The organism is Candidatus Berkiella aquae, assembly GCF_001431295.2.
GTDB classification, from domain to species: domain Bacteria; phylum Pseudomonadota; class Gammaproteobacteria; order Berkiellales; family Berkiellaceae; genus Berkiella; species Berkiella aquae.
The window spans coordinates 2570557-2593906 of the sequence record NZ_LKAJ02000001.1; the positions used below are offsets into that span (position 1 = coordinate 2570557).

General features: G+C 41.8%; 20 protein-coding genes. 6 read left to right on the forward strand and 14 right to left on the reverse strand.

Translation table 11 applies throughout. The features are described from left to right. Nucleotides 1-11: 11 nt before the first annotated feature. The 10 genes from HT99x_RS11305 to gyrA form a co-directional block, all read right to left on the reverse strand. Nucleotides 12-1907 (reverse strand): polysaccharide biosynthesis protein, encoded by a 1896-nt coding sequence (locus tag HT99x_RS11305; protein ID WP_075064814.1) that lies wholly within the window; start codon nucleotides 1905-1907, stop codon nucleotides 12-14. Between the two features lie 326 nt (nucleotides 1908-2233). Next, nucleotides 2234-3262, reverse strand: coding sequence for an MraY family glycosyltransferase (locus HT99x_RS11310; RefSeq protein WP_075064813.1), 1029 nt, complete (start codon nucleotides 3260-3262; stop codon nucleotides 2234-2236). Continuing rightward, nucleotides 3259-3975 carry an orotidine-5'-phosphate decarboxylase gene (gene pyrF, locus HT99x_RS11315; RefSeq protein ID WP_075064812.1) on the reverse strand — a complete coding sequence of 239 codons (717 nt, stop codon included), beginning with the start codon at nucleotides 3973-3975 and terminating at the stop codon, nucleotides 3259-3261. Before pyrF ends, HT99x_RS11310 begins: the two co-directional genes overlap by 4 nt. 384 nt (nucleotides 3976-4359) lie before the next feature. Beyond that, complete coding sequence (lapB, locus tag HT99x_RS11320) at nucleotides 4360-5526, reverse strand: lipopolysaccharide assembly protein LapB (RefSeq protein ID WP_075064811.1); 1167 nt, start codon at nucleotides 5524-5526, stop codon at nucleotides 4360-4362. Between the two features lie 25 nt (nucleotides 5527-5551). Continuing rightward, nucleotides 5552-5803 (reverse strand): lipopolysaccharide assembly protein LapA domain-containing protein, encoded by a 252-nt coding sequence (locus HT99x_RS11325; protein ID WP_075064810.1) that lies wholly within the window; start codon nucleotides 5801-5803, stop codon nucleotides 5552-5554. A 107-nt stretch (nucleotides 5804-5910) separates the two neighbouring features. Beyond that, entirely contained in the window at nucleotides 5911-7617 is a 1707-nt protein-coding gene (gene rpsA, locus HT99x_RS11330) for a 30S ribosomal protein S1 (RefSeq protein WP_075064809.1), read from the reverse strand. Between the two features lie 127 nt (nucleotides 7618-7744). After that, the gene (gene cmk, locus HT99x_RS11335; RefSeq protein WP_075064808.1) at nucleotides 7745-8425 is read right to left on the reverse strand and encodes a (d)CMP kinase; all 681 of its coding nucleotides are present in this window, start codon (nucleotides 8423-8425) and stop codon (nucleotides 7745-7747) included. Beyond that, the gene (aroA, locus tag HT99x_RS11340) at nucleotides 8418-9719 is read right to left on the reverse strand and encodes a 3-phosphoshikimate 1-carboxyvinyltransferase (protein WP_445971447.1); all 1302 of its coding nucleotides are present in this window, start codon (nucleotides 9717-9719) and stop codon (nucleotides 8418-8420) included. The genes cmk and aroA overlap by 8 nt, the downstream gene beginning before the upstream one ends. Nucleotides 9720-9851: 132 nt before the next feature. Then, nucleotides 9852-10940 carry a 3-phosphoserine/phosphohydroxythreonine transaminase gene (gene serC, locus HT99x_RS11345; RefSeq protein ID WP_075064806.1) on the reverse strand — a complete coding sequence of 363 codons (1089 nt, stop codon included), beginning with the start codon at nucleotides 10938-10940 and terminating at the stop codon, nucleotides 9852-9854. Beyond that, nucleotides 10924-13551, reverse strand: coding sequence for a DNA gyrase subunit A (gene gyrA / locus HT99x_RS11350; protein WP_075064805.1), 2628 nt, complete (start codon nucleotides 13549-13551; stop codon nucleotides 10924-10926). The genes serC and gyrA overlap by 17 nt, the downstream gene beginning before the upstream one ends. Nucleotides 13552-13694: 143 nt before the next feature. Between gyrA and ubiG the strand changes: the two genes are divergently transcribed. From ubiG to HT99x_RS11380, 6 genes are all read left to right on the forward strand, one after another. Further along, nucleotides 13695-14390: a bifunctional 2-polyprenyl-6-hydroxyphenol methylase/3-demethylubiquinol 3-O-methyltransferase UbiG gene (gene ubiG, locus HT99x_RS11355; protein WP_075064804.1), complete on the forward strand. Its 696-nt coding sequence runs from the start codon at nucleotides 13695-13697 to the stop codon at nucleotides 14388-14390. A 1-nt stretch (nucleotide 14391) separates the two neighbouring features. Beyond that, nucleotides 14392-15060, forward strand: a complete 669-nt coding sequence (locus HT99x_RS11360; protein WP_075064803.1) for an HAD-IA family hydrolase — start codon at nucleotides 14392-14394, stop codon at nucleotides 15058-15060. Between the two features lie 395 nt (nucleotides 15061-15455). Beyond that, nucleotides 15456-15638 (forward strand): hypothetical protein, encoded by a 183-nt coding sequence (locus HT99x_RS11365; protein WP_075064802.1) that lies wholly within the window; start codon nucleotides 15456-15458, stop codon nucleotides 15636-15638. 93 nt (nucleotides 15639-15731) lie between these two features. Further along, on the forward strand, nucleotides 15732-16616 hold the full coding sequence (locus HT99x_RS11370; RefSeq protein WP_075064801.1) for a squalene/phytoene synthase family protein: 885 nt from the start codon (nucleotides 15732-15734) through the stop codon (nucleotides 16614-16616). Next, nucleotides 16609-17394 carry an SDR family NAD(P)-dependent oxidoreductase gene (locus tag HT99x_RS11375; RefSeq protein WP_158003334.1) on the forward strand — a complete coding sequence of 262 codons (786 nt, stop codon included), beginning with the start codon at nucleotides 16609-16611 and terminating at the stop codon, nucleotides 17392-17394. The genes HT99x_RS11370 and HT99x_RS11375 overlap by 8 nt, the downstream gene beginning before the upstream one ends. A 39-nt stretch (nucleotides 17395-17433) precedes the next feature. Next, a complete protein-coding gene (locus HT99x_RS11380) occupies nucleotides 17434-18282 on the forward strand; it encodes a diguanylate cyclase (RefSeq protein WP_075064800.1) in 849 nt (282 codons plus the stop codon). Nucleotides 18283-18366: 84 nt separating this feature from the next. Here HT99x_RS11380 and HT99x_RS11385 read toward each other — a convergent pair whose 3' ends face one another. The 4 genes from HT99x_RS11385 to HT99x_RS11400 all read right to left on the reverse strand — a co-directional run bounded on the left by HT99x_RS11385 (nucleotide 18367) and on the right by HT99x_RS11400 (nucleotide 23349). Beyond that, nucleotides 18367-20331 (reverse strand): protein kinase domain-containing protein, encoded by a 1965-nt coding sequence (locus HT99x_RS11385; protein ID WP_075064799.1) that lies wholly within the window; start codon nucleotides 20329-20331, stop codon nucleotides 18367-18369. A gap of 139 nt (nucleotides 20332-20470) precedes the next feature. Then, complete coding sequence (rluB, locus tag HT99x_RS11390) at nucleotides 20471-21469, reverse strand: 23S rRNA pseudouridine(2605) synthase RluB (RefSeq protein ID WP_075064798.1); 999 nt, start codon at nucleotides 21467-21469, stop codon at nucleotides 20471-20473. Beyond that, entirely contained in the window at nucleotides 21456-22514 is a 1059-nt protein-coding gene (scpB, locus tag HT99x_RS11395; protein ID WP_075064797.1) for an SMC-Scp complex subunit ScpB, read from the reverse strand. The genes rluB and scpB overlap by 14 nt, the downstream gene beginning before the upstream one ends. Beyond that, entirely contained in the window at nucleotides 22471-23349 is an 879-nt protein-coding gene (locus tag HT99x_RS11400) for a segregation and condensation protein A (protein WP_075064796.1), read from the reverse strand. The genes scpB and HT99x_RS11400 overlap by 44 nt, the downstream gene beginning before the upstream one ends. Nucleotide 23350 lies beyond the last annotated feature (1 nt).

Sequence of the window (23350 nt, forward strand, 5' to 3'; positions counted from 1 at the left end):
GTTACTTCCTTTTAAACCATTGTTTCAGTTTGCTCTGATGTCGCTTGAGTGAGTGTATTTTTCACTTGGCGTGCATGGCGTAATTCCGGCACAAGCTCTTTAATAATGCGGAATATTTCCTGTTCTTGACATTCATTCACCGCAACTTGTAATGCCAGTAAACTTTTTTCAAACTTCTTCTCTAAAACACGCGGATGTGCCTTCAAAATCTTATTATGAGAAGTTGAAGCAAGTTGTTCTCGCTTATGGAATAGCTCTTCAAATAATTTTTCACCAGGCCTTAAGCCGACATACTCGATTCGAATATCTTCGTCTTTTCGTTTGCCCGCTAGCCTAATCATTTGCTCTGCCATGTAACGAATTTTGATTGGCTCACCCATATCCAACACAAATAATTCACCACCTGCACCTATCGTAAGCGCTTGCAATATTAATTGGCTTGCTTCTTGGACTGTCATGAAGTAACGCATCACTTCAGGATGAGTTACCGTCAATGGACCACCTTTTTCTAATTGTTGTTGAAAAGTCTCAACAACTGAGCCCCTCGATCCCAAGACATTACCAAAACGCACCGTGATGAATGCGGTGGAAAACCGTTCATTAAAATACTGACAGACTAATTCAGCAATCCGCTTGGTCGCCCCCATCACGTTAGTAGGATTGACGGCTTTGTCAGTTGAAACGAGTACAAATTTTTCAATCTGCTCTAAAGCAGCGGCTTGAGCCAAATTATAGGTACCTAAAATATTGTTCTTTACTGCCGCACGTATCTGCGGTTCAAGCAAAGGTACGTGCTTATAAGCTGCGGCATGAAATATAACTTGTACTTTAAATTGGGTCAGTAATCTTGAAATAGCAAACATGTCGCAAACATCAATTAACTGAAAGTGAACTTGCGTTTTATCGTGAGATAATTTGCTGAGCAATTCTTGTTGCACACAAAATAGGTTGTACTCACTATTATCCACAATGATGAGATGACTCGGTTCGAGTTTCATCACTTGCCGACAAAGCTCAGAACCAATGGAGCCACCACCACCGCTGACTAAAACGACCTTACCCGCAAGGCTATTACTGATAGCTTGCCAATCTAAGGTCACCGGATCTCTACCTAATAAATCTTCTAATGAAATTTCTCTTAAATTTTTCACGGACACTAAGCCAGAGACTAAATCATTCATGCCTGGCAACGTTCTCGCAGGTTTGTGTGTTGATTCACAGATGGCAACAATTCGACGCATTTCAGAGGCATTCGCTGAAGGTAGCGCGATTAAAATCATATCAACCGTGAAACGTTTAACCACTTCAGGAATATCATCACAAGTACCCACAACACGAATACCATGAAGTTCACGTCCTAGTTTTTGTTCACGATCATCGACAAAAGCAATCGGTAAATAACTGCTACTCTCATCTCGTAGTAAATCGCGTACTAAACTTTCACCTGCAACACCCGCACCGACTATCAGCACTCGTTGTCCACGACCTGTCAGGTAACGCTTATCTTTTGACCAACGATACACAAAGCGCGAACCACCTAAGATAAGCAACAATAACATGCTATAAAGTGGGATAACTGAGCGAGGAATGTTTTGCAAACGAGTGGATAAAAATATCGCAAGCAAAGTTATTAAGCTACCCATGATAATAGCTTTAACAATACGGGTTAGATCAGGGATAGAAGCAAATCGCCATACTCCCCGATAGAGTCCAAAAACCCAAAAGCCAATAGCCTGGAAAACAATCACCCATGGCAGCATGTATAATGCTTGCGTCAAAATTTCTTGTGGGATTTGATCTAGATTAAAGCGCAACCAATATGCACCAAACCAAGCAACCGGAATGCTCAGAAAATCATGCACAAACGCAGCCCAACGACTACGCCATTGCAACCATACTGCTTTCATTTTTTTATAACCTCGTTTTGAGCAAGATGGCGGCCAGTAATAATGAGATAAATTATACCGAGTTTGCTGTATTGAATCTAATACACGTGAAGTGAGTTATAAAGGCGGCATTGAAGTGCTAAAATCCCCCCGAAGCTTCGCTTTCGCCCCCTTTTACAAAGTGGGCAAATGATTCGCTACGCTTATCGAAGTGTATGAGTAATACTCGAACCAGTTTGCTCTTAGGCTAGGCGCCGAGCTCTCGAAGAAAAGGAGTGTATACGTAATACACGACTTTTATGAGATGGGCGATAGCAACAACGCCTTAGAGCAAAATGGAAAGAGTATTAATTTTTGTAGAAGGGTACAAACATAGGCTTGGCCGCTTCAACCATCAAGTAAAGACATAGAAGGAAAATCACAGCCCCTGCAAAAGCAAACACTTGCAAGCGAGGCTCGTAAACACAAATCCATGCTAAAACGCTTAAGACAGCGTTGACAAACATTGAGGCGATGAGCACTTTTCGATGCCCCCACCCATGTTGAATCATGCGTTGATAGGCATGACTGCGATGAGGCTCATACCATTTTTGTCCGGCAAGCATACGACGCACAAGCGTAATGGTGGCATCAAACCAGAAAAGGCTCGTCAAAATACCCCAGGCGGCTAATGGGATTTGATAGTATTGATTACTGACCAAAGCATAAACAGAGACTAAAAAGCCCAAGAAGTAGCTTCCGCAATCTCCCATAAATACTTGGGCCACTGGCCAATTCCACACTAAGAAGCCCATTAATAATGCAACCAATCCCCAAGCAAGGATCGCTAATTCAAAGCCTTGTGCCTGAAACAGGAAGAATCCGCCCATCGAAAAGATAAAAATACCTTGCATGGCAGCCATTCCATCGGAGCCATCCATGAAATTATAAAGATTAACCATCCATACCATCAGAAAGACGATGCCAAAAAAGGCGATAGGTAAAGGGATTGCAAATGGCAAATAGTCTTGCAGCAAATATCCTCCTTCTTGCAGGAAGAATAACGTGCCAATCGCACAAAGACATTGAATAAAAAATCGAGTGGCAACAGACAATCCTTTATGATCTTCCCAAAATCCCATTAACCCCACGACAGCAGCAGGCGAAAATAACCATAAGCAATCCTCGCCAATGACTCGATAATGAAAAAGAACCGCAATCAATAAGAGCCAACCAAAGAAAAAGATGACGCCACCACCCCTTGGGGTTGGGGCAATATGAGATGAACGAGGACCAGGCTGATCAAGCATGCCTTTATCAATGGCATATGCCCGAAAGATGCCCACGCCAATACAACTGAGCCCGAATAATAATATTAAATAAGCAAGCCAAGTCATATCGCGACAATACTCTCATGAATTTGATGTAATACTTGTGTTGGGGTTTTGGCATGGGTAATTGAACGACCAATCACTAGATAATCACTTCCTGCTTTTATTGCATTTTCCGGCGTCATCACCCGTTGTTGATCTTGTTTACTATCTTCAGGTAAGCGGATCCCTGGGGTGACACAAAGAAATTGAGGACCAAATGCTTTTTTCAACATGGAAGCTTCTTCAGCAGAACACACAACCCCATCTAAACCCGCTTCATGGCACAGTGTTGCTAAACGCATCACATTCTCTTGCATACTGCCCTGATAACCAATTTGCTTCGCATCTTGTTCTGTTAAACTCGTTAATAATGTCACACCAATTAACAGCGTTCGTTTGCCAGTTTCTTGCTCTGCTCTATCAATTCCCGCTTTTGCGGCTTTGAGCATCGCAATACCACCTGAGGCATGCACATTGGTCATCCATACCCCAAGTTTCGCTGCCGCATAACAAGCACCAGATACTTGCTGGGGAATATCATGAAATTTTAAATCTAAGAAAATATCAAATCCCTGCGCTTGTAATTTAGCAACCCATTGTGGACCGTATTGGGTAAACAAGGTTTTACCGATCTTTAACCGGCATTGAGTCGGATCGAGCTTCGCGACCAAATCATTTAGTGGCGCTTCATTTTCAAAATCGAGGGCAACGATAATTTTGTTGGATACAGCTGACATGTGACACTCCACTCTTAAGGCTGGGCAATTATAATTTAATTTAGTTGGCTATTCAATAATACGATTCGCATTAAGTTTGTTAGCTGATTTATTTTGAAGTATTATGGGAGATTTCTAATTTATTTCTTTACGACAAATAAAGATAAAAATCCCCCGCTCGCAGTCTGCTACGCATTCCGCGAGCCGCCCCCTTTTAATCAAAGGGGGCTATCCCTTCTTAGTTTACTTATGCGTTTAGTTTTTACTCTACTCACTTCTTAATTCCTATTTTATCCGCCAGATTTATATCCTACGTTCGCCCCCTTTGATTAAAAGGGGGCAGCGAAGCAGGAAGCGAGCGGGGGATTTTCATCTTAAATAAGGATTTCAATTAACAAATGACGATCATTCTCCCTCAATACCTTGAATGGGTTTTACTCCCGCCCACTCTCGACAACTTGGACACTGCCAATGTAGCGATCGACTCGAAAAACCACAGCTACTACAACGATAGACTGGCTTTTTTTCTATTAATTGTTCAACCAACGATTTTAACATGAGTAATTCATTACGGACTTCACCCATCACCCGCCCTAAATGGAATTCAATTAAATGCTTAAGCCCTCGCATAGATGGGTATTGATGCATATGACGAGTCAAAAATGCAGCGGCATGCTCTTTACCTTGCTTTTCTTTTACTTGCTGTGCATTCGCCAGAACAATAGAAATACTGGGACCATTTTGCATCAGGTAATGCAAATATTCTCCTAAAGCTTCTTTATCTTCTAAGCGTTCATAACATTCCGTAATCATTAATAATGCTTCAGGTAAAAAAGCAATATCTTGATATTCTATACGCTGATAGGCACGTAAGGCTTGTTTATATTTATCAAGTTTCTTATAGAAATTACCTTCGATTAAGCTTGCTCTTGCGCAATGTTTATCAGAACTTAAAGCTTGTTTTAAATGGGCAAATGCAATGCGGATTTTTCCTTTAGACCAGCTAGCTTCTGCCAATTCACAATAGTAATGCGCTATTTCTCTGGCACAACCTTGTCCGCTTGATGCCTCTAAACGTTTGGCAACTTCAATGGCCTTTTCCCATTCTTTTTCTCTTTCATAAATATCCATCAAATGACGCAAACTATTTTCTAGATCTTCAGTAAAAGAATTGGTTAACTCCAATAAAAGGGATTCAGCTCGGTCTAATACCCCAGCTCGCAGATAATCTTGTGCTAATTCAAATAGGATATGGGAACGTTGTTTGGAGGTTAATTGGGATTTACTTAATAAGTTTTGGTGTATTCTGATAGCTCTATCCACTTCACCGCGTCGACGAAAAAAATTGCCCAGAGCAATGGTGGTTTCAACTGTATCGGGTGATTCATCTAACATTCGAATGAATGCATCAACCGCTTTATCAGTTTGTTCATTTAATAAGAAATTAAGCCCAGCGTAATAATCAGCACTCAGTTTACCTTTGAGTGATTCAGGATCACTGTCAGAACGTCGGCCGATGTACCATCCCGATACTGCTGCGATAGGTAGTAATAAACAAATAAGTTCCAACATATCGAACGCGAATGTCCTTAAAACCTCATGAATCTTGAATGCGTTTTACTTTACTCTCTAGCCACTTATTTTTGGTCTTTAACTTAATCATACTGCTTCCTAGCAAGAGAACACTTATCAAAATCCCAACTATCAAAGAAATCAATAGCAGAGCAGCTAAAGGGAGCTCCGTTTGTCCGATTAGATAATTGATTTCAACGGCTTTCGCATTCAATGCTGCAAAAGCGATCCCTACGATAATAAGTAGGAGGGTTAACAATAAGCTAATGATTCGCATCTTTCATCCAAATTCCTTTTGTGAAATATCCTATGAATTCTAAACAAAAAAAAACGGCGTGAACATCATCCACGCCGTTTTTTAATAAGAAGTTCTCTAACTTCTGATTATTCGTCGTCTTTATCACGCATATGTTCTTTGAGCAAGTCACCCAAAGTAGTTGCGTTGCCACCTTGATCGCCGCCTTTGGAATAGTCACGTAAAGCATCTGCTTCTTCTTGTGACTCTTTCGCTTTAACGGATAACAAGATTGTGCGATTTTTACGATCAACACCAACAAATTTAGCTTCTACTTCTTCGCCAACGGTCAGCACAGAACGCGCATCTTCTACACGATCACGAGCCAGTTCTGAAGAACGTAAATAACCTTCTACGCCATCTGCTAACAGGATTTTCGCCCCTTTAGCATCAACTTCCGTTACTTTACCGGTGAGCACAGTCCCTTTAGCATGTTCTGCTAAGTAGTTGGAGTAAGGATCAGCGAGTAATTGCTTGATACCGAGTGAAATACGCTCACGTTCAGGATCAACAGACAGTACAATCGCTTCAACTTCATCACCCTTTTTGTAGCTTTGAACCGCTTCTTCGCCAGGTGTGTTCCAAGAAATATCGGATAAGTGTACTAAGCCATCAATGCCGCCGTCTAAGCCAATGAAGATACCAAAATCGGTGATAGATTTAATTTTACCAACAATTTTGTCGCCTTTATTGTGGGTTGCAGCAAAAGCGTCCCAAGGTGATGCTTTGCACTGCTTAAGGCCTAAGGAAATTCGACGACGTTCTTCGTCGATATCCAATACCATCACTTCGACTTCTTCACCAGGTGAAACAATCTTAGAAGGATGAATGTTGCGATTGGTCCAATCCATTTCAGAAACGTGTACTAAACCTTCAATACCTGCTTCTAATTCAACAAAGCAACCATAATCTGCAATGTTGGTGATACGACCGCTAACACGAGTTCCTTCTGGGTAACGACGTGCAACACCTACCCATGGATCTTCGCCTAACTGTTTCAAGCCAAGTGAAACGCGCATACGTTCACGATCAAAACGTAATACTTTTACTTGCATTTCTTGACCAACGGTTAATACTTCACTTGGGTGCTTAACACGTTTCCACGCGATATCGGTGATATGTAATAAACCATCAACACCACCCAAATCAACGAATGCACCATAATCAGTGAGGTTTTTAACCACACCGGTGATCACTTGACCTTCTTGCAAGCCATCTAATAATGCATCTCTTTCTTGTGTATTTTCTGATTCAACAACAGAACGTCTGGAAACGACAACGTTGTTTCTCTTTTGATCTAACTTGATTACTTTAAATTCAAGCTCTTTACCTTCCAATTGGCTCATATCTCTGACAGGACGTACGTCAACGAGTGAACCGGGTAAGAATGCACGAATAGAATTGATATCAACCGTGAAACCACCTTTGACTTTACCGTAGATAATACCCTTGACCACTTTACCTTCTTGGTAAGCTTTATCTAATACTTTCCAAGCTTCTTGGCGTTTTGCTTTTTGTCTGGAAAGACGTGTTTCACCGTAACCATCTTCAATTGCTTCTAAAGCAACAGGTACGGTATCGCCAACGGCAATTTCTAATTGACCGTCTTTATCTAAGAATTCTTCTAATCGGATATACCCTTCAGATTTGAATGGGGTATCGATAGTTACAAGGCCTTTTTCATGATTGATGTTTAAAACCAATCCATCAAAAATGGAACCAGGCTCCATCGCCATTTTGGATAAATTTTCTTCTAGGAGTTGGGCAAAACTTTCAGTGTGGGCAGTTGCATTCATACATTCAGTCCTAAGACACCCAGCAATATAAGTTACAAAGCTAAGTATCTAGTTGTCTAAAGGTTAATAAAAACGAAAATACTACGGGATATTTTCGCGCCTAAATCCTCTCAATGCATTGGGAGGATTATGTTTTTATTGAGATTCTTTCATTCACATGAGCCATGACCGTCTCAAATACCTTTTCTATCGGCATTTGCGTGGTATCAATAACAATGGCATCATGGGCTGGAACAAGCGGCGAAACGCTTCGTTGCTTATCTCGCTCATCACGCTTTTCTATCTCGACAAAAAGACCATCAAGGCTAACATCTATACCCTGCTGTTTCAACTGTAACTGGCGCCGTTTGGCTCTTTCTAAAGCCGTCGCTTCTAAAAAGATTTTCAAATCAGCTGCAGGAAAGATAACCGTCCCCATATCACGACCATCTGCGACTAATCCCGGAGCTTCCAAAAAAGCCCGTTGCCTTTCTAATAAAGCAGTACGAACAGCAGGAATAGCAGCCACTTGAGAAGCGGCTCCACCACACTCTTCGGTACGAATCGCCATCGTCACAATTTGACCTTCTAATAAAATTTCTTGGGGATCATGTTTAAATATGACATCTAAATGCGCGGCTAATACGGCTAAAGCTTCATGATTATCAAGCGCGACACTATGGCGAATGGCTGCCAGTGCTAATACGCGATATAGCGCTCCACTGTCTAAGAAGTGCCAACCTAGCTTCTTTGCTAGCATCAGACTTAATGTCCCTTTGCCGCCACCACTTGGGCCATCGACGGTAATAACAGGTACTTTACTACTCATGGTTATCCTCTTGTATCATGCTTAACCCTAAAAGGTTGGCAATGTCGCAAAATGATGGAAAGGAGGTTGCAATGTGCTGCGCATGTTGGACAGTGATGGGTTCACTTGCTTGTAATGCTGCAATCGCAAAGGCCATCGCAATACGATGATCACCTCCACTGTCGACAATGCCACCGGTTATTTTACTGCCTCGTATAATAATCCCATCCGGCAAGATGGCAAGTGTTACCCCCAATTTTTCCATTCCCGCTGCCATCATCGCGATTCTGTCCGTCTCTTTATGACGTAATTCCGCCAAACCTGAAAAACGGGTTTCTCCTTGCGCAAATGCCGCCGCGATAAACAAGACAGGAAACTCATCAATTGCACTCACAACCCACTTTTCAGGAACCTCTATTCCCTGCAATGTGATCCCTTTTACTTCAATATCCGCAATCGGTTCAAAGCCTGCATAACGCTTTTCATGCAAGGTAATCTCTGCGCCCATGGCTTGCAAAATATGAATCAACCCCATTCTGGTTGGATTGATCCCAATTCCTTTTAAAAGAATATGTGCACCAGGGGTTGCGCTTGCACCCGCAATAAAAAATGCAGCCGAAGAAATATCTGCAGGAATGGAAAGTGCTTTACCATTTAAGATAGCTTGCGGATTTAATCTAATTTGATTTTTTTGTGTGGTAATATCGGCGCCTAAATAGCGTAATAAGCGCTCAGTGTGATCCCGACTAGCCACTTTTTCAGTGATAATCGTTTCCCCATTTGCATAAAGTCCTGCCAATAATAAACAAGATTTTACTTGTGCACTGGCAACAGGCATTTCATAACGAATGGCTTGTAAACCATCACAAGGTTTGATGATTAATGGCGCAACATGGCCCACTATCTTTGCGCCCATTTGCGAGAGGGGCGATACCACTCTTGCCATGGGTCGTTTTGAAAGGGATTGATCACCTACGAGGGTGCTTGCAAAAGGTTGCGCACTTAAAAGCCCTGCCAGCAGACGCATACTGGTTCCAGAATTACCGCAATCCAGTACATCAAGGGGTTCACGCAAAGCGTCAAGCCCCTGCCCATTGACAATTAATTGAGTGTTTTGCCATGTGATATTAACGCCCAGTAACTGCAATATATTTAAAGTTGCTAAACAATCTTCGCTGGCTAAAAAGCCTTCAATGATGGTGGGACCTTGTGCTAAAGCCCCTAGAATCAGGGCGCGATGAGAAATCGATTTATCACCTGGAATGGTGGTTTCACCACGTAGGGTGCCACCAGGGCTTACAACCAAATACATTATACTCTTCCCCCTTTGAATTTATTCTGTGTTGGCTGCTTTCGTTCACCCAGTCATGCACTACATCATGTGCACTCCTGGCTTCACTCATTTGCCGCCTTGCCTAAATTCAAATGGGTTCGAGTATGTACTCTCTTAACCATGTGCTTTTTCAAAATAACGCATAAAATCGACCAAGGCTTTTACCCCTTCAATAGGCATCGCATTATAAAAGCTAGCTCGGCATCCGCCAACCACTTTATGGCCTTTGAGCTGTTTTAAACCGTTTTTCTCAGCTTCCGCTAAAAATAAGCTTTCTTGCATTTCTGAAGGAAGACGAAAAGGAATATTGATTCGTGAGCGTGCCTCAATAGCAACCGGATTGTGGTAAAAATCGCTGGCATCAATTAACTCATAAAGAAGCTTGGCTTTCTCCGCAACTTGTTTGGTAATGGCTGTTAAGCCTCCCATTTGCAAAGCCCAGTCCACGACTAATCCCAACACATACCAAGAAAATACCGGTGGGGTATTGATCATCGAATGATTCTGGAAGCACAGCTCATAATTTAACGTTGGTGGAGTAAAGGGATGCGCCTTACCTAAGAGTGACTTGCGTACAATCACAACAGTAATACCTGCAATCCCTAAATTCTTTTGTGCACTGGCATAAATCAGGCCATAACGAGAAAAATCGAGAGATTTAGTGAGAATATTAGAGGTCATATCACTCACAAGCCATTTATCCGCTTCAGGCGGCGTTGCAAACTCAACCCCATGAATCGTTTCATTATCGGTGTAGTGAATATAAGGCGAAGCTTCCGTGAAGCGATAATGCGATGGCAAAGAGGTAAACTGTCCTTCGCTAGTGCTCGCAACACATTCTGCTTTACAGTAAGCAGATGCGTCCTTTAAAGCGAGATTGGACCAGTGCCCGGTGACAATGTAATCAGCCTCAGCTGCACCATTCAACAAATTCAGCGGCACTGCTGAAAATTGGGTTCTTGCGCCCCCATGCATGAATAAAACCGCAAATTCTTCAGGAATGGCTAACAACGTACGCAAATTGGCTTCAATTTTCTCAGTTAATTTCATCACCACCGGCAAACGATGGCTGATTTCCATGATAGACATACCCTCGTACCAATTGGGTATGTCTTCACGAATTTGTGCTAAAACTGCTTGCGGTAAGCAAGCAGGGCCTGCACCGAAATTATACAATGGTGCTGAGTTATTCGTTGTCGTCACTTTCTTCAACTTCCGTATCTGGCAAAGCGGTATCGGTACCTTCTACCTCTTCATTCTGTTCATCGGATCCTTTTTTCGCTTCCACTTCAAGGATACGCTGTAATCCAACTAATTTTTCTTCATTGCTTAATTGAATTAATGTCACGCCTTGGGTGTTGCGTCCGACAACCGAAATCTCATCAACCCGCGTACGCACCAGCGTGCCGCCATCAGTAATGAGCATGATTTCGTCATTATTTTCGACTTGTACCGCACCAATCACATTACCATTACGTTCTGTTGTCTGAATCGCGATAACGCCTTGACCACCGCGACCCTTCACAGGGAAATCGCTAACGGGTGTACGTTTGCCATAACCATTTTCTGTCGCAATTAAAATGGTGCAATCGCTTTTAACCACAATTAACGAAATAACACGTTGACCTTCTTGTAATTTGACCCCGCGAACCCCTCTTGCAATTCGTCCCATGCATCTTACGGTGTTTTCATGGAAACGTACGGCTTTTCCTGAGTTGGTAAATAACATGATATCGCGATCGCCATCGGTTGTTTCAGCACCGACTAATTCATCATTTTCGTCTAAATCAACGGCAATAATGCCTGAACTTCTTGGACGAGAAAATTCTGAAATATTAACCTTTTTAATAACGCCTTGCGCTGTTGCCATCACCACACAATGGGTATCTGAATCGGTAAATTCACGCAATGGTAAAATAGCACTAATTCTTTCGTTAGATTCTAATGAAGGAATTAAGTTGATAATCGGTTTACCCAGAGAATTTCGCGATCCTAAAGGTAATTGATAGACCTTCAACCAATACACTTTACCTTTACTGGAGAAGCAAAGAATCGTGTCATGTGTATTCGCTACTAACAACTGGTCAACGTAATCTTCATCTTTAACGCTGGTTGCCGCTTTTCCTCGACCACCCCGATGCTGGGCAGCATAAGCATCTAGCGGTTGGGTTTTCACATACCCTTGATGCGATATTGTCACAACTCGCATTTCTTCTGAAATAAGATCTTCATTGGATAAATCTTGCATTGTCGCAATAATTTCTGTACGACGCTCATCACCAAATTGATCGCGTGATTCTGTCAGTTCTTGACGGATGACTTCCATCAGACGGTTTGGATTCACTAAAATCTCAATTAAACCAGCAATATCTTTTAAAATATCTTCATATTCTTTAAAAATTTTATCTTGTTCAAGCCCCGTTAAGCGTTGCAGTTTTAAATCTAAAATAGCTTGTGCTTGCACTTCAGAGAGTCGATAACCTTGCGCGCTTAATCCTAATTCTATGGATAGCTCTTCGGGTTTAGAAGCATCTGCCCCTGCTTGCGCTAACATCGCACTTACCGTGCCGGGTGGCCATGCTTTGGCAATTAATTGATCTTTTGCTTCATGCGGCGTTTTAGACGCTTTAATCAATTGAATAATTTCATCAACGTTAGCAAGCGCAACACTCCAACCCTCTAAAATATGGGCTCTTTCCCTTGCTTTGCGTAATTCATAGGTGGTACGACGATTAACCACCACGCGACGGTGACGAATAAAGCATTCGATAATTTGTTTTAGGTTCAAGGTGCGAGGTTGGTTGTCAACTAATGCCACCATATTGATGCCAAAGACACTTTGCATTGGCGTTTGGGCATAAAGATTATTAAGAATGACTTCTGCCACTTCATTACGTTTTAATTCAATAACAACGCGCATACCGTCTTTATCGGATTCATCTCGTAAATTTGAAATACCTTCAATTTTTTTGTCTTTGACTAATTCCGCAATTTTTTCAACGAGCTTAGCCTTGTTAACTTGATAAGGTAATTCAGTAATGATGATAGATTGACGACCGTCATTATCTTCAATTTCAGTTCGTGCACGCACATAAATTCGACCACGCCCAGTTCGATAAGCATCAATAATGCCTGAACGTCCATTAATCATGGCGCGTGTTGGGAAATCAGGGCCCGGAATATGATGAAGCAATTCATCAATCGTGATATCGGGATTATCAATTAAAGCTAAGCACCCTGAAATCACTTCTTTTAAGTTATGAGGTGGGATATTCGTTGCCATCCCCACCGCAATCCCTGAGGCCCCGTTAACCAGCAAGTTAGGGACCCGAGTCGGCAATACCGAAGGAGCAAATTCGGTCTCGTCATAGTTCGGGACAAAATCAACCGTTTCTTTATCAAGATCTTTCAGCAATTCATGCGCAAAACGTGACATACGCACTTCGGTGTATCGCATCGCTGCGGCTGAATCGCCGTCAACCGAACCGAAGTTACCCTGACCGTCTACTAGCAAATAGCGCATTGAGAAGGGCTGCGCCATACGAACGATGGTGTCATAGACTGCCGTGTCGCCATGGGGATGGTATTTACCGATAACGTCACCGACCACACGAGCCGATTTTTTATAGGGTTTATTCCATTCATTGCCAAGCTCTGACATGGCAAAGAGGACTCGGCGATGCACGGGTTTCAAACCATCTCGCACGTCAGGCAACGCTCGCCCGACAATAACGCTCATGGCATAATCAAGATACGATTGCTTGAGTTCATCTTCGATATTGACTGGATGAACTTCTTTTGCGAGCTCTGTCACGGAGGCTCCTTTGTTAGCTAATAAACTGTTATCTAAAAATACGAAGTTTATATATCAATTCGGAGGATAAGTGTACCATACACTAGCTTTAAACTCACCGATTCACCGACCAACAAAACGGCCAAGATTATGAAAGTGAACCTATGAACGTCGATCCACAAGAAATTCTAAAATTTGACGATATGGCAAGCTATTGGTGGGACCCAGAAGGCCCCTGTAAACCATTGCATGATATCAACCCTTTGCGTTTGCAGTTTATTCAGACCCATACCCACCTCCATCAGAAAAATGTACTCGATCTCGGGTGCGGTGGTGGTATTCTAACTGAATCTCTAAGTACTTTTAGTGGTAAGGTCACAGGTCTTGATCAATCCGCGCAAGTATTAGCTGCCGCAAAAGCACATGCTGTCCATTTACCTCAGCCACCGACTTATGTTGAACGAACGGCAGAAGATTTTGCCCAAGAGCACCCCAGTACATTTGATGTAATTACTTGTATGGAGATGCTTGAGCATGTTCCTTCTCCCCTTTCTATCTTGGAAGCATGCCATACCTTATTAAAACCCGGTGGCGACTTATTTTTGTCTACCCTTAATCGCACACCAAAATCCTTTTTATTTGCCATTGTTGGCGCAGAATATCTCTTAAAGATGCTTCCCAAAGGGACGCATGATTACAAGCACTTTATCCGTCCCAGTGAGCTTAGCAACTGGGCGCAAAGTAAAGGCTTTCGCCTAAAATCAATGAAAGGGATCGAATATCAACTACTGACTCGAACTTTCCGCTTATCAAGCGATGTTTCCGTCAATTATTTAATGCATTTGCAAAAGGATAACTAAAATGGGCGCACCTATCGAAGCCATCTTATTTGATCTCGATGGAACGTTATTGGATACGGCGCCTGAATTTACCCATTGCCTTAATGTGCTCTTAGCACAAGAAGGCCTGCCAAGTGTTATTGAATCACACGTTCGTAGCACCGTGTCTTACGGTGCCAAAGGCATGATTGAGTTTGGATTTAACATTACAGAACACGATCCTCGCTTTACTGACTTAAAGAATCGTTTTCTGGCGCTTTACGCTAAAGAGATTGGATTTCAAACACACTTTTTTCCTGGGATTGTCAAATTGTTAGCGCGTTTGCAAACCCTTTGCTTACCCTGGGGCATTGTCACCAACAAGCCAGCTTGCTTCACATTTGCACTGTTAGAAAAATTTTCTCCGCTGGCCAAAGCGGGCTGTGTGATTGCAGGCGATACCCTCAGCACGCAAAAACCCGATCCTGCGCCATTGCTATTAGCCTGCCAACAATTGGCTGTCTCTCCCAAAAACTGTTGGTACATTGGCGATGCCAAAACCGATCAAGAAGCAAGTCACAGCGCGGGAATGCGTTGTGCGATTGCCAATTACGGCTATATCCCACCCTCTGAGAATGCACTCAATTGGCATGCCGATCATTATCTAGCCCATGCCAGCGAGATTGAAATGTTGCTAGGGCCCGTGCTATAGTCGAAGACCGCGTTAAAGAAATGACTCTGATTTCTTGCACTTCTAAAGACCTCTACTATACTGCTTCATGTTGATTTTAAATTTGCTTACTCAAGCATAGAGAAATCTCGCACAAACCTTTCAGTGTTTTTCTCTCTACCGATCATGCATTCATGTCTCAGAATACACACAGTTGAGCTTGAATGTGTTGGATAGTAAGACTAACACTATATTCAAACCAGTTTGAATTTAGGCAAGGCGCCAAACGAATGAATTCTCAGGAATGTACACTTAGTATATGGCTGAGGTGAGTGAGAGCCGGCAACACAGCATTAATTCAAAGTGGGAAGAATATAAGGTTCAAACAAACGGCAGTTTTAGGAAGTGGTTTTTCGCAAGGAAGCAGAGAGGTTTAAATGTCTAAGCTCATAATAAAAAAAGGCGAGCAAGGTCTATCTCTACAAATGGCCTTGTTACATTTGCGCTGGCAACAGATCCGACAAGAGCTACGTCTAGAGTTGGAGCAGTATAACCAAGCAAGTCATACAGAAGTACCCTTATCACAACCCGTTAGTTTAGAATCTTCTACTGTAGTCTAACGATATCAACCTTCACGAGGAAATATTTGAGTAACTAACAAATGTTTCCTCTAAAGGTTCCTACTCAAGCCACTTCGATTTATACTCCCACCCATGAATTCAGAACCCATAACAAGCCATGCTTTTTCGCGCGGTCAAAGCCTTTATTATGCTTTGCTTTTTGCACCAGCCTCTCTTCAAGAGGCTTGCTTTGGACTCAATGCTTTTTTTCAAGAAATCACGGCCCTTGGGACCTTAGAAACCAACATTGCCCAAGTCAAATTAAGCTGGTGGCGTGAAGAAATAGCCCGTACATTCCAAGGACTCTGTCAGCATCCCACATCAAAGCAATTGCTCTGTATTATTAATCATTACGATCTGAATGAAGCGCATTTTGAACAATTTTTGACCGCAGCATCGGCCAGATTGTCCCACCCCTATTGGGAAACATGGGAGGATATACAAGCACATTGTTACCAAATGGGTGGGCAAAAAATGTTGCTCATGGCGCATACCATGAAAATCAGCCATCCTGATACCGACACGTTTGCCGTCATGCTGGGAGCCGCTTTAGAGTTAATAGACAGAATTCGTTATTTCGGGAAAGATTTGGCACAAGGCAAAATCCTCTTTGCCAAAGAAGATTTAGCCTTTTTCAATATCGATGAAGAATCTTTAATGACGCATTATACCCCGCACGATCTGATTGCTTCCTTGCTTTACCGTCAAGCACATCGCGCTAGAATACTTTATCAAAAAGCATTAGAAATATTACCCGAACAGGATCGCTTCAAAGTGGCAAGTCTTCTTGGCTTGGCCAAAATCTACTTTGTGCTCCTTGATGAGATAGAACAAGCGAATTTCGACGTCCTCAATCAACGCATCAGCTTAACCCCACTGCGTAAATGGTGGTTAGCATGGCGTCATGATTTACAAGAAAAACAACGATATCGAGCCTTACAAAAACTCATTAATCAAAAGGTTACCGTTCATGGATAAGTTGAATCTTACCTTACCTTCAATGCCTGCACATTGTTTGGCAAATCAGGTCATTTTAATTACAGGCGCAGGCAAAGGCATTGGGCGCGCTTTAGCCTTGGCCGCAGCAAAACATGGCGCCACCACTATCTTGCTGGGAAAATCGCTCAAAAATCTTGAGAGTATTTATGACGAAATTACCAGTAATGGTTATCCAGAGCCTGCTTTGCATCCTCTGAATTTACTGCAACTTGAACCCAAAAGTGCCCATGAACTTTTGCAAAATATCGAACAAATGTTTGGCCGTTTAGATGCGATTGTGCACAATGCTGGGATCAGTGGACTTGTTACCCCACTGGAGCTGATGCCTCCTCAAAAATGGCAAGAAGTGATTCATCTTAATTTGAACGTTCCCTTTTTATTAACACAAGCATTGCTGCCACTGCTTCGCAAAGGACCTTATGGCAGCATCTTATTTACAACCGCTGATGAAGCGCATCTGGCAAAGGCTTATTGGGGAGCTTACAGTGCCAGCAAGCATGGCGTAGTTGCCTTGGCAAAAGCACTACATGAAGAGCTGGAAAATAACACAGCCATAAGAGTTAATTGTATCAACCCAGGAAAAGTCCGTACCGCATTAAGACTCAATGCTTATCCTGCGATTGATCCTGAAAACTTTACCGCCCCTGAGGCATTAATGCCTTATTACCTTCATCTTTTAAGTTCAGAAGCTAAGGGCATCCGCGGTAAAGAAATCTCTCCTGTCTGTAAAGAACAAGAAACCGCCCTGCTACTATAATTGAAAGAGGTAACACTTTTTCAGTTTTAGTGAAAGACAATGAGCCAAGGATGGGTTAAATCCTACCCTCAAAACGAGGGTAGTGAGCTAAGTAAGATTTTACAAACCACATTAGATGTTTATGATCTGTTAAAACATTTTCACCGTGTTTTGCAGCAACACATTCCTTACCATAGTTTTCAGTTTAACAATGACCAAACCGGGCATGGTTTAAGTATGGGAGCGGTTCAAGCATTTGAAGCTTGTTTTGAATTAACCTTGCAAGATGAGTGTCTTGGGCATCTGCGTTTAACCAAACCCAGTACCTTCACCGAAGAAGAACACAAAATCATTGAAAATGCCCTTACTCAATTAGTCTATCCTCTTCGCAATGCCATTTTATATCATACAGTGGTGATCCACTCTGTTACCTGCTCACTTACCCAGTTAGGGAATCGTTCGCTCTTTGATCAAACCATTCAACGTGAAATAGATTTAGCGATACGCCATAAAAGCACCTTCGCTTTACTCCTGCTGGATATTGACGACTTTAAACAGATTAATGACATTCATGGTCATCTTGCGGGTGATACCGTTTTGCAACAAGTCGGTAAAATATTGCAAAATCTGAAAAGACAATCAGACTATGTGTTTCGTTATGGTGGCGAAGAATTTATTCTGATTTTAAGCCAAAGCAATACCGATGGCGCAATCCTGGTTGCCGAACGTATTCGCCAACAAATCGCACATCAGGAATTTGTGTTTGAAGGAAAGACAATCGCTATCACCGCTAGCATGGGCTTATCTCACTTTCATCCAGAAGATAATTTTAAATCTCTCTTCCAACGGGTTGATAAAGCACTTTATCAAGCGAAAGAAGAAGGGAAAAATCGGATTGTCACCGATTAGGCTGTTTGAACCTAAACTTGAAATTCATTTAAGACGCGTTGAGGGTTTATAATTAACAGTGAAAATACACTTGCCTGACTGGTATTATTTAAGCCTTTTCTTAAATCCTATTTCACTTTTATTGAGTAATTTATCTTCCAAGTTAGCTTTAATATTTTGTAATTCTTGTTTGAGTTCAACCATGTGAGTCATTGCTTTTTCTGTATCTTGCAACTCTTTGTCAATGCTCTTGATTAAAAATTGGATTTCAGCTGGTTTAATTGTATCTTGCACGCGCAAGGCTTTTAGCTGGCGTATCCAATAGGCAAGCTCTGATGCCATTTTTTGTTTCAGCGAGGGTAATTGTCTGAGGAAAGCTTGGCCAGACTTTATTTTAGGGGCGTCAGGTTTGTTACTATTGTCTGCCAATAACGTTGTTATTTTTCCAATGCTTTGCTCAAGTAGGGTTTTAATTTCATTTTGTTCCCCACTATAGAGCTGCTCACCGACCTTTGCTGCTTGTTGTGGCAGTGGTTGAGATCTTGGTGCGACAATCTTTGATACTGGCGTAGGATTCTCTAGCTCCATACGCGCTCTAATTTGCTTAAGCGATTCGATGGCATCAGGGAAACTTATACGATGATTAGGATTCACATCCAACATTTTTTTAATCGTATCATAAATTGATTTTCGAGGTTCGGTCACTTCATCTTTCAACACATCAGAAACTGACTCAACCAGTACAGGAGGTAATCCTGAATAATCAGGATTACTACTTAAACTGCTATGAACTTCTTGAGCCTGCTCGTAAGCACCCTTTTCATAACCTTCTTGTTGTGTAAAAGGAATTTCAACTTGTAATTTTGAATACAATTCTAATAATACAACCCCTGCGGCATACATATCTGTTTTTGTACTAAAACGAGGTTTTTCGTCATTCGAAAGTTCAATAATCAATTCAGGTGCAATCGCACATGGGGTTCCTGCGAGCTTTCCATCGGCAAAGGTATGATCACTTCCTAATGCGCGGGTAAATCCCATATCAACAACGATGAGGCTTTTTGTTTTCTCGTCCCACATGACATTCGCTGCTTTAATGTCACGATGCACATAACCATGAGGCACTTGCTCACTGTGAAATTCATGCAATTCGTGAATTTTTTCTAGCATTTGAATAGCCACATCAAGGTTATCAAGTTCAGAATGTGATTGCTCACTATAATCCAACAAATTGACCCCCCAAGCCATGCTCTGGGCACTAAACGCAATAAATTGTTTCACTCCATCAATTTCATCTGTAACGTTTTCAAAATAGTCTGAAAAATATTCCTTTAAGATTTCTTCAAAGAGTTCTGGTGTAATGTTTTTTTCAAAATGTTCCAAATCAATTCCTATCGAGTTTTCTAAAAAATCTGATGCACCATTTTTTAAAAAATCGATTTTGAATTGTTGAAAATTATTACTATATTTTTCATTAATTTTTGCTAGCAGTGTTTTAATCAGCTCGGCTGAATCCTCTGCTCTAACCAGTTTTTCGACATCCTCACTTTGCATCATATTTAATTTTTGCAACGTGGCAGTGAGGCCATTTAATTTTTTAAAATGTTCTGTTCGAACAAAGTCAACGGCAAGGGGCAAATCTTGAATGACGAGACGATCGTCAAATCGCCCTAGTTGTTCTAATACCGATTCTTCTTCTTTAATATCAACTACCGCTTTTTCAGACGCAGGGTATTGAATCTTAATCGCTCGCGCTTCACCGGTATCGAGATTAACGCCTACATAGACCCCGCCAAATGCGCCTTGACCTAATTTACCCTCGGTATAAATTGCAATCGTTTCGCCTTTTTCACCAATATAAACCGGCCATGTCAGATTAGGATGTTTAGCCCCAGGAATAAGTAATTGCCCAGTTAAGGGAACTACCGGCTCCCCTTTTTGAATTTGCGAAAATGCATGTTGCAGTTGTAATTGGCGAACATAGTTATGTGCTTTCTGGCTAAGAAGATAACCTTTTCTTTGGGTCTCATCATCTATCAATTTGGGATGAATTCGTTGAAAGGTTTTCATATCATCACTCTAAAATAAGGATATTTCTTATAAGAGTCTATGTTATGGAAATAAGTTCTAAAATTATATAGGTGTATTTACCTAAGAAAGTCAGTAAAACCCCAGGATTAAATTAATCCCGGGGTAAACCAGCTAGCGCTTAATTGTGATTATCTGCAGCAGCTAACAATTCAGTGACTTCATTTTCAGGTAACTCAAAATATTTACCTTTGCGCAGACCACTGGGTAAAACGAAGGGACCATATTGAGTACGGATCAAACGACTCACTTTACAACCTTGGGATTCCCATAAACGGCGCACTTCGCGATATTTACCTTCTTGCAAGGTCACGTTATACCACTGATTTGCACCCGTACCACCCGCAAATTGAATAGATTTGAAGCTGAAAAGACCATCTTCCAATCGAACGCCCGTGGTTAAGTTTTCAAGCATTTCATCTGTGACTTTACCGAGCACTCTCACGGCATATTGACGTTCATGCGCAAAACGAGGATGCATTAAATGATGGGCAAGATTGCCATTATTGGTAAATAGCAATAAACCACTGGTGTTAATGTCTAATCGTCCCACCATTACCCATTTACTGCCTTTGAGTTTGGGAAGGTGTTGAAATACGGTTGGTTTACCGTGTTCTGAGCGCGCGGCACATAATTCGCCTTCCGGCTTATGATAAAGTAATACTCGCGTCTCTTGAATATCAAAAGATTTCAAATGAAAAGTTTTACCATCTACTTTAATGGTATCTTGACTCGTAACGCTTTGTCCTAACGTTGCCACATTACCATTAATGTGAATTTTTCCTGCTTTGATCCACTCTTCAATCGTGCGACGAGAAGCAATGCCTGCATTCGCTAAAAACTTTTGAATCCGCATCGGCTCATCGCTACCAACGGCGCTTGCTTGCTTGTTGACAATAGCGATTTTTCGCTTAGTCGGAATGCCACTTCTTGTACGTGCATTACTTGCTGTCAAGCTCTTAATAAGCTTAGGCTTAGCAGTCACTTTAGCGCGTTGCTTTTTCGGCCGAGCTTCTTCACTTGCCCATGCATCATCATGCATCCGCTCATGGCGCTTCTTTGAAGAGCGAACGGATTGTTTTGCTTTCGTTTGACTTGAATCTTTTTTACGACTGCTCATAACTTAAAATATCTTCTTCTTCATCATCACGGGCATTATCAATTTCATCTAAAATGGATGACATTGTTTGCGCCCCAATTTCATCATCATCGATATCATCATCCATATCATTAACGTTGCTTTCTTTGGTTCCCTCATCAAGCATTGCTTGCTCATCAAGCACTTCTTCATCTTCAAGCGTAACTTGGTCGTGCGCCTTGATATCATCTTCCGATAATTGCAGATCAGCCAGTGCCGCATTAATGATATCTAATTCACTGTCAGGTTCTTCTTCCAGCTCATCATCAATTTCTAAATCTTCTTCCGGATTTTCATCTGCTTTCACGGCTTGCATTGCGGCAGCAATGGCCGCATTTGCAATTTCTTCTGCACTTGCCGGCAAACTTTCTTCTTGGGTAGTTTCAAGAGCGTTCTCATCAGCTGATGCTGCTAAAGCATTTTCTTCTATGGGAAGATCTTGAGATGCTTCATCCGCCAAATCAACAGTTTCAATAGCGCGCAATTCAGCTAAGGGAGGTAACTCTTCTAAGTTTTTTAAACCAAAATGATCTAAAAATACTTTCGTGGTTGCATATAATGCGGGTTTACCAGGTACATCTTTATAGCCAACAACGCGGATCCACTCTTGCTCGTCTAGGGTTTTAATAATGTTGGTACTGACCACAACACCACGGATATCTTCAATTTCACCACGCGTAATCGGTTGGCGATAAGCGATAAGCGCTAAAGTCTCTAATAAAGCGCGAGAATAACGCGCGGGTTTATCTTCTATCGATTTACAAATATAAGGCGCAACATTTTCAGCGACTTGGAACCGAAACCCCGAAGCAACCTCTACTAAACGGATCCCTCTTTTTTCGTAGCCTTTTTGTAATAGTTCAATGGCTTTGCGAATATCCGCTAACGCCGGCTTTTCATCTTCTTCAAATAATTTAGCAATATCTTGAGGCGATACTGGCACTTTTGAAGCAAATATCGTTCCTTCAACAATACGAATCAACTCATTCATAGGTTTGATCAAGGGTTTGTTCGAGGGCATGTTCATGTTCAACAACCTTTATATGTATGGGGCCAAAAGGCTCTGATTGCACAATATCAATTAAACCTAAACGTAATAGCTCCAACATCGCTATAAAACTGACAACAATACCGAGCCTTCCTTCTTCTAAGGTGAAGCATTCATAGAAAGAGACGAAACGTCGAGAGTTAACCAATTCTAAAACAGCACTCATTCGTTCACGAATGGATAATGCTTCACGTTCTACGGTATGCGTTGCTAACAATTCTGAACGTTTTAAAATATCTAAAAATGCACTCAGTAAATCGGGTAATTGGATATCGGGTTTAGGTGCTTCAAACACAACTTTCGGTACATCAGCGCTGCCATTGAAAACATCTCGACCTAATCGAGGTAATATTTCCAGATTTTCTGCCGCTATTTTGAATCGTTCATATTCTTGTAAACGACGCACTAATTCTGCGCGAGGATCTTCTTCTTCAGGCGCTTCTTCCGAACGTGGCAAGAGCATTCTCGATTTAATTTCAGCTAACATTGCTGCCATCACTAAATATTCAGCAGCAAGCTCTAATTTCAAATCTTTCATCAATTCAACATATTCAATGTACTGATGTGTGACTGCAGCAATCGGAATATTTAAAATATCGAAATTTTGTTTTCGAATAAGATAAAGCAATAGATCAAGGGGACCTGCGAAAGCATCGAGAAAAACCTCTAATGCATCAGGCGGTATATAAAGATCTTCCGGTAGTTTTGTTAAAGCAATCCCATTAACCAGCGCCACATAAGGCGTTGCTGGTTCTTGTTGCTCACTTACTCCTTCTGTCGCAACTTCCTCTACTGGTTCCAACACTTCAGTCATA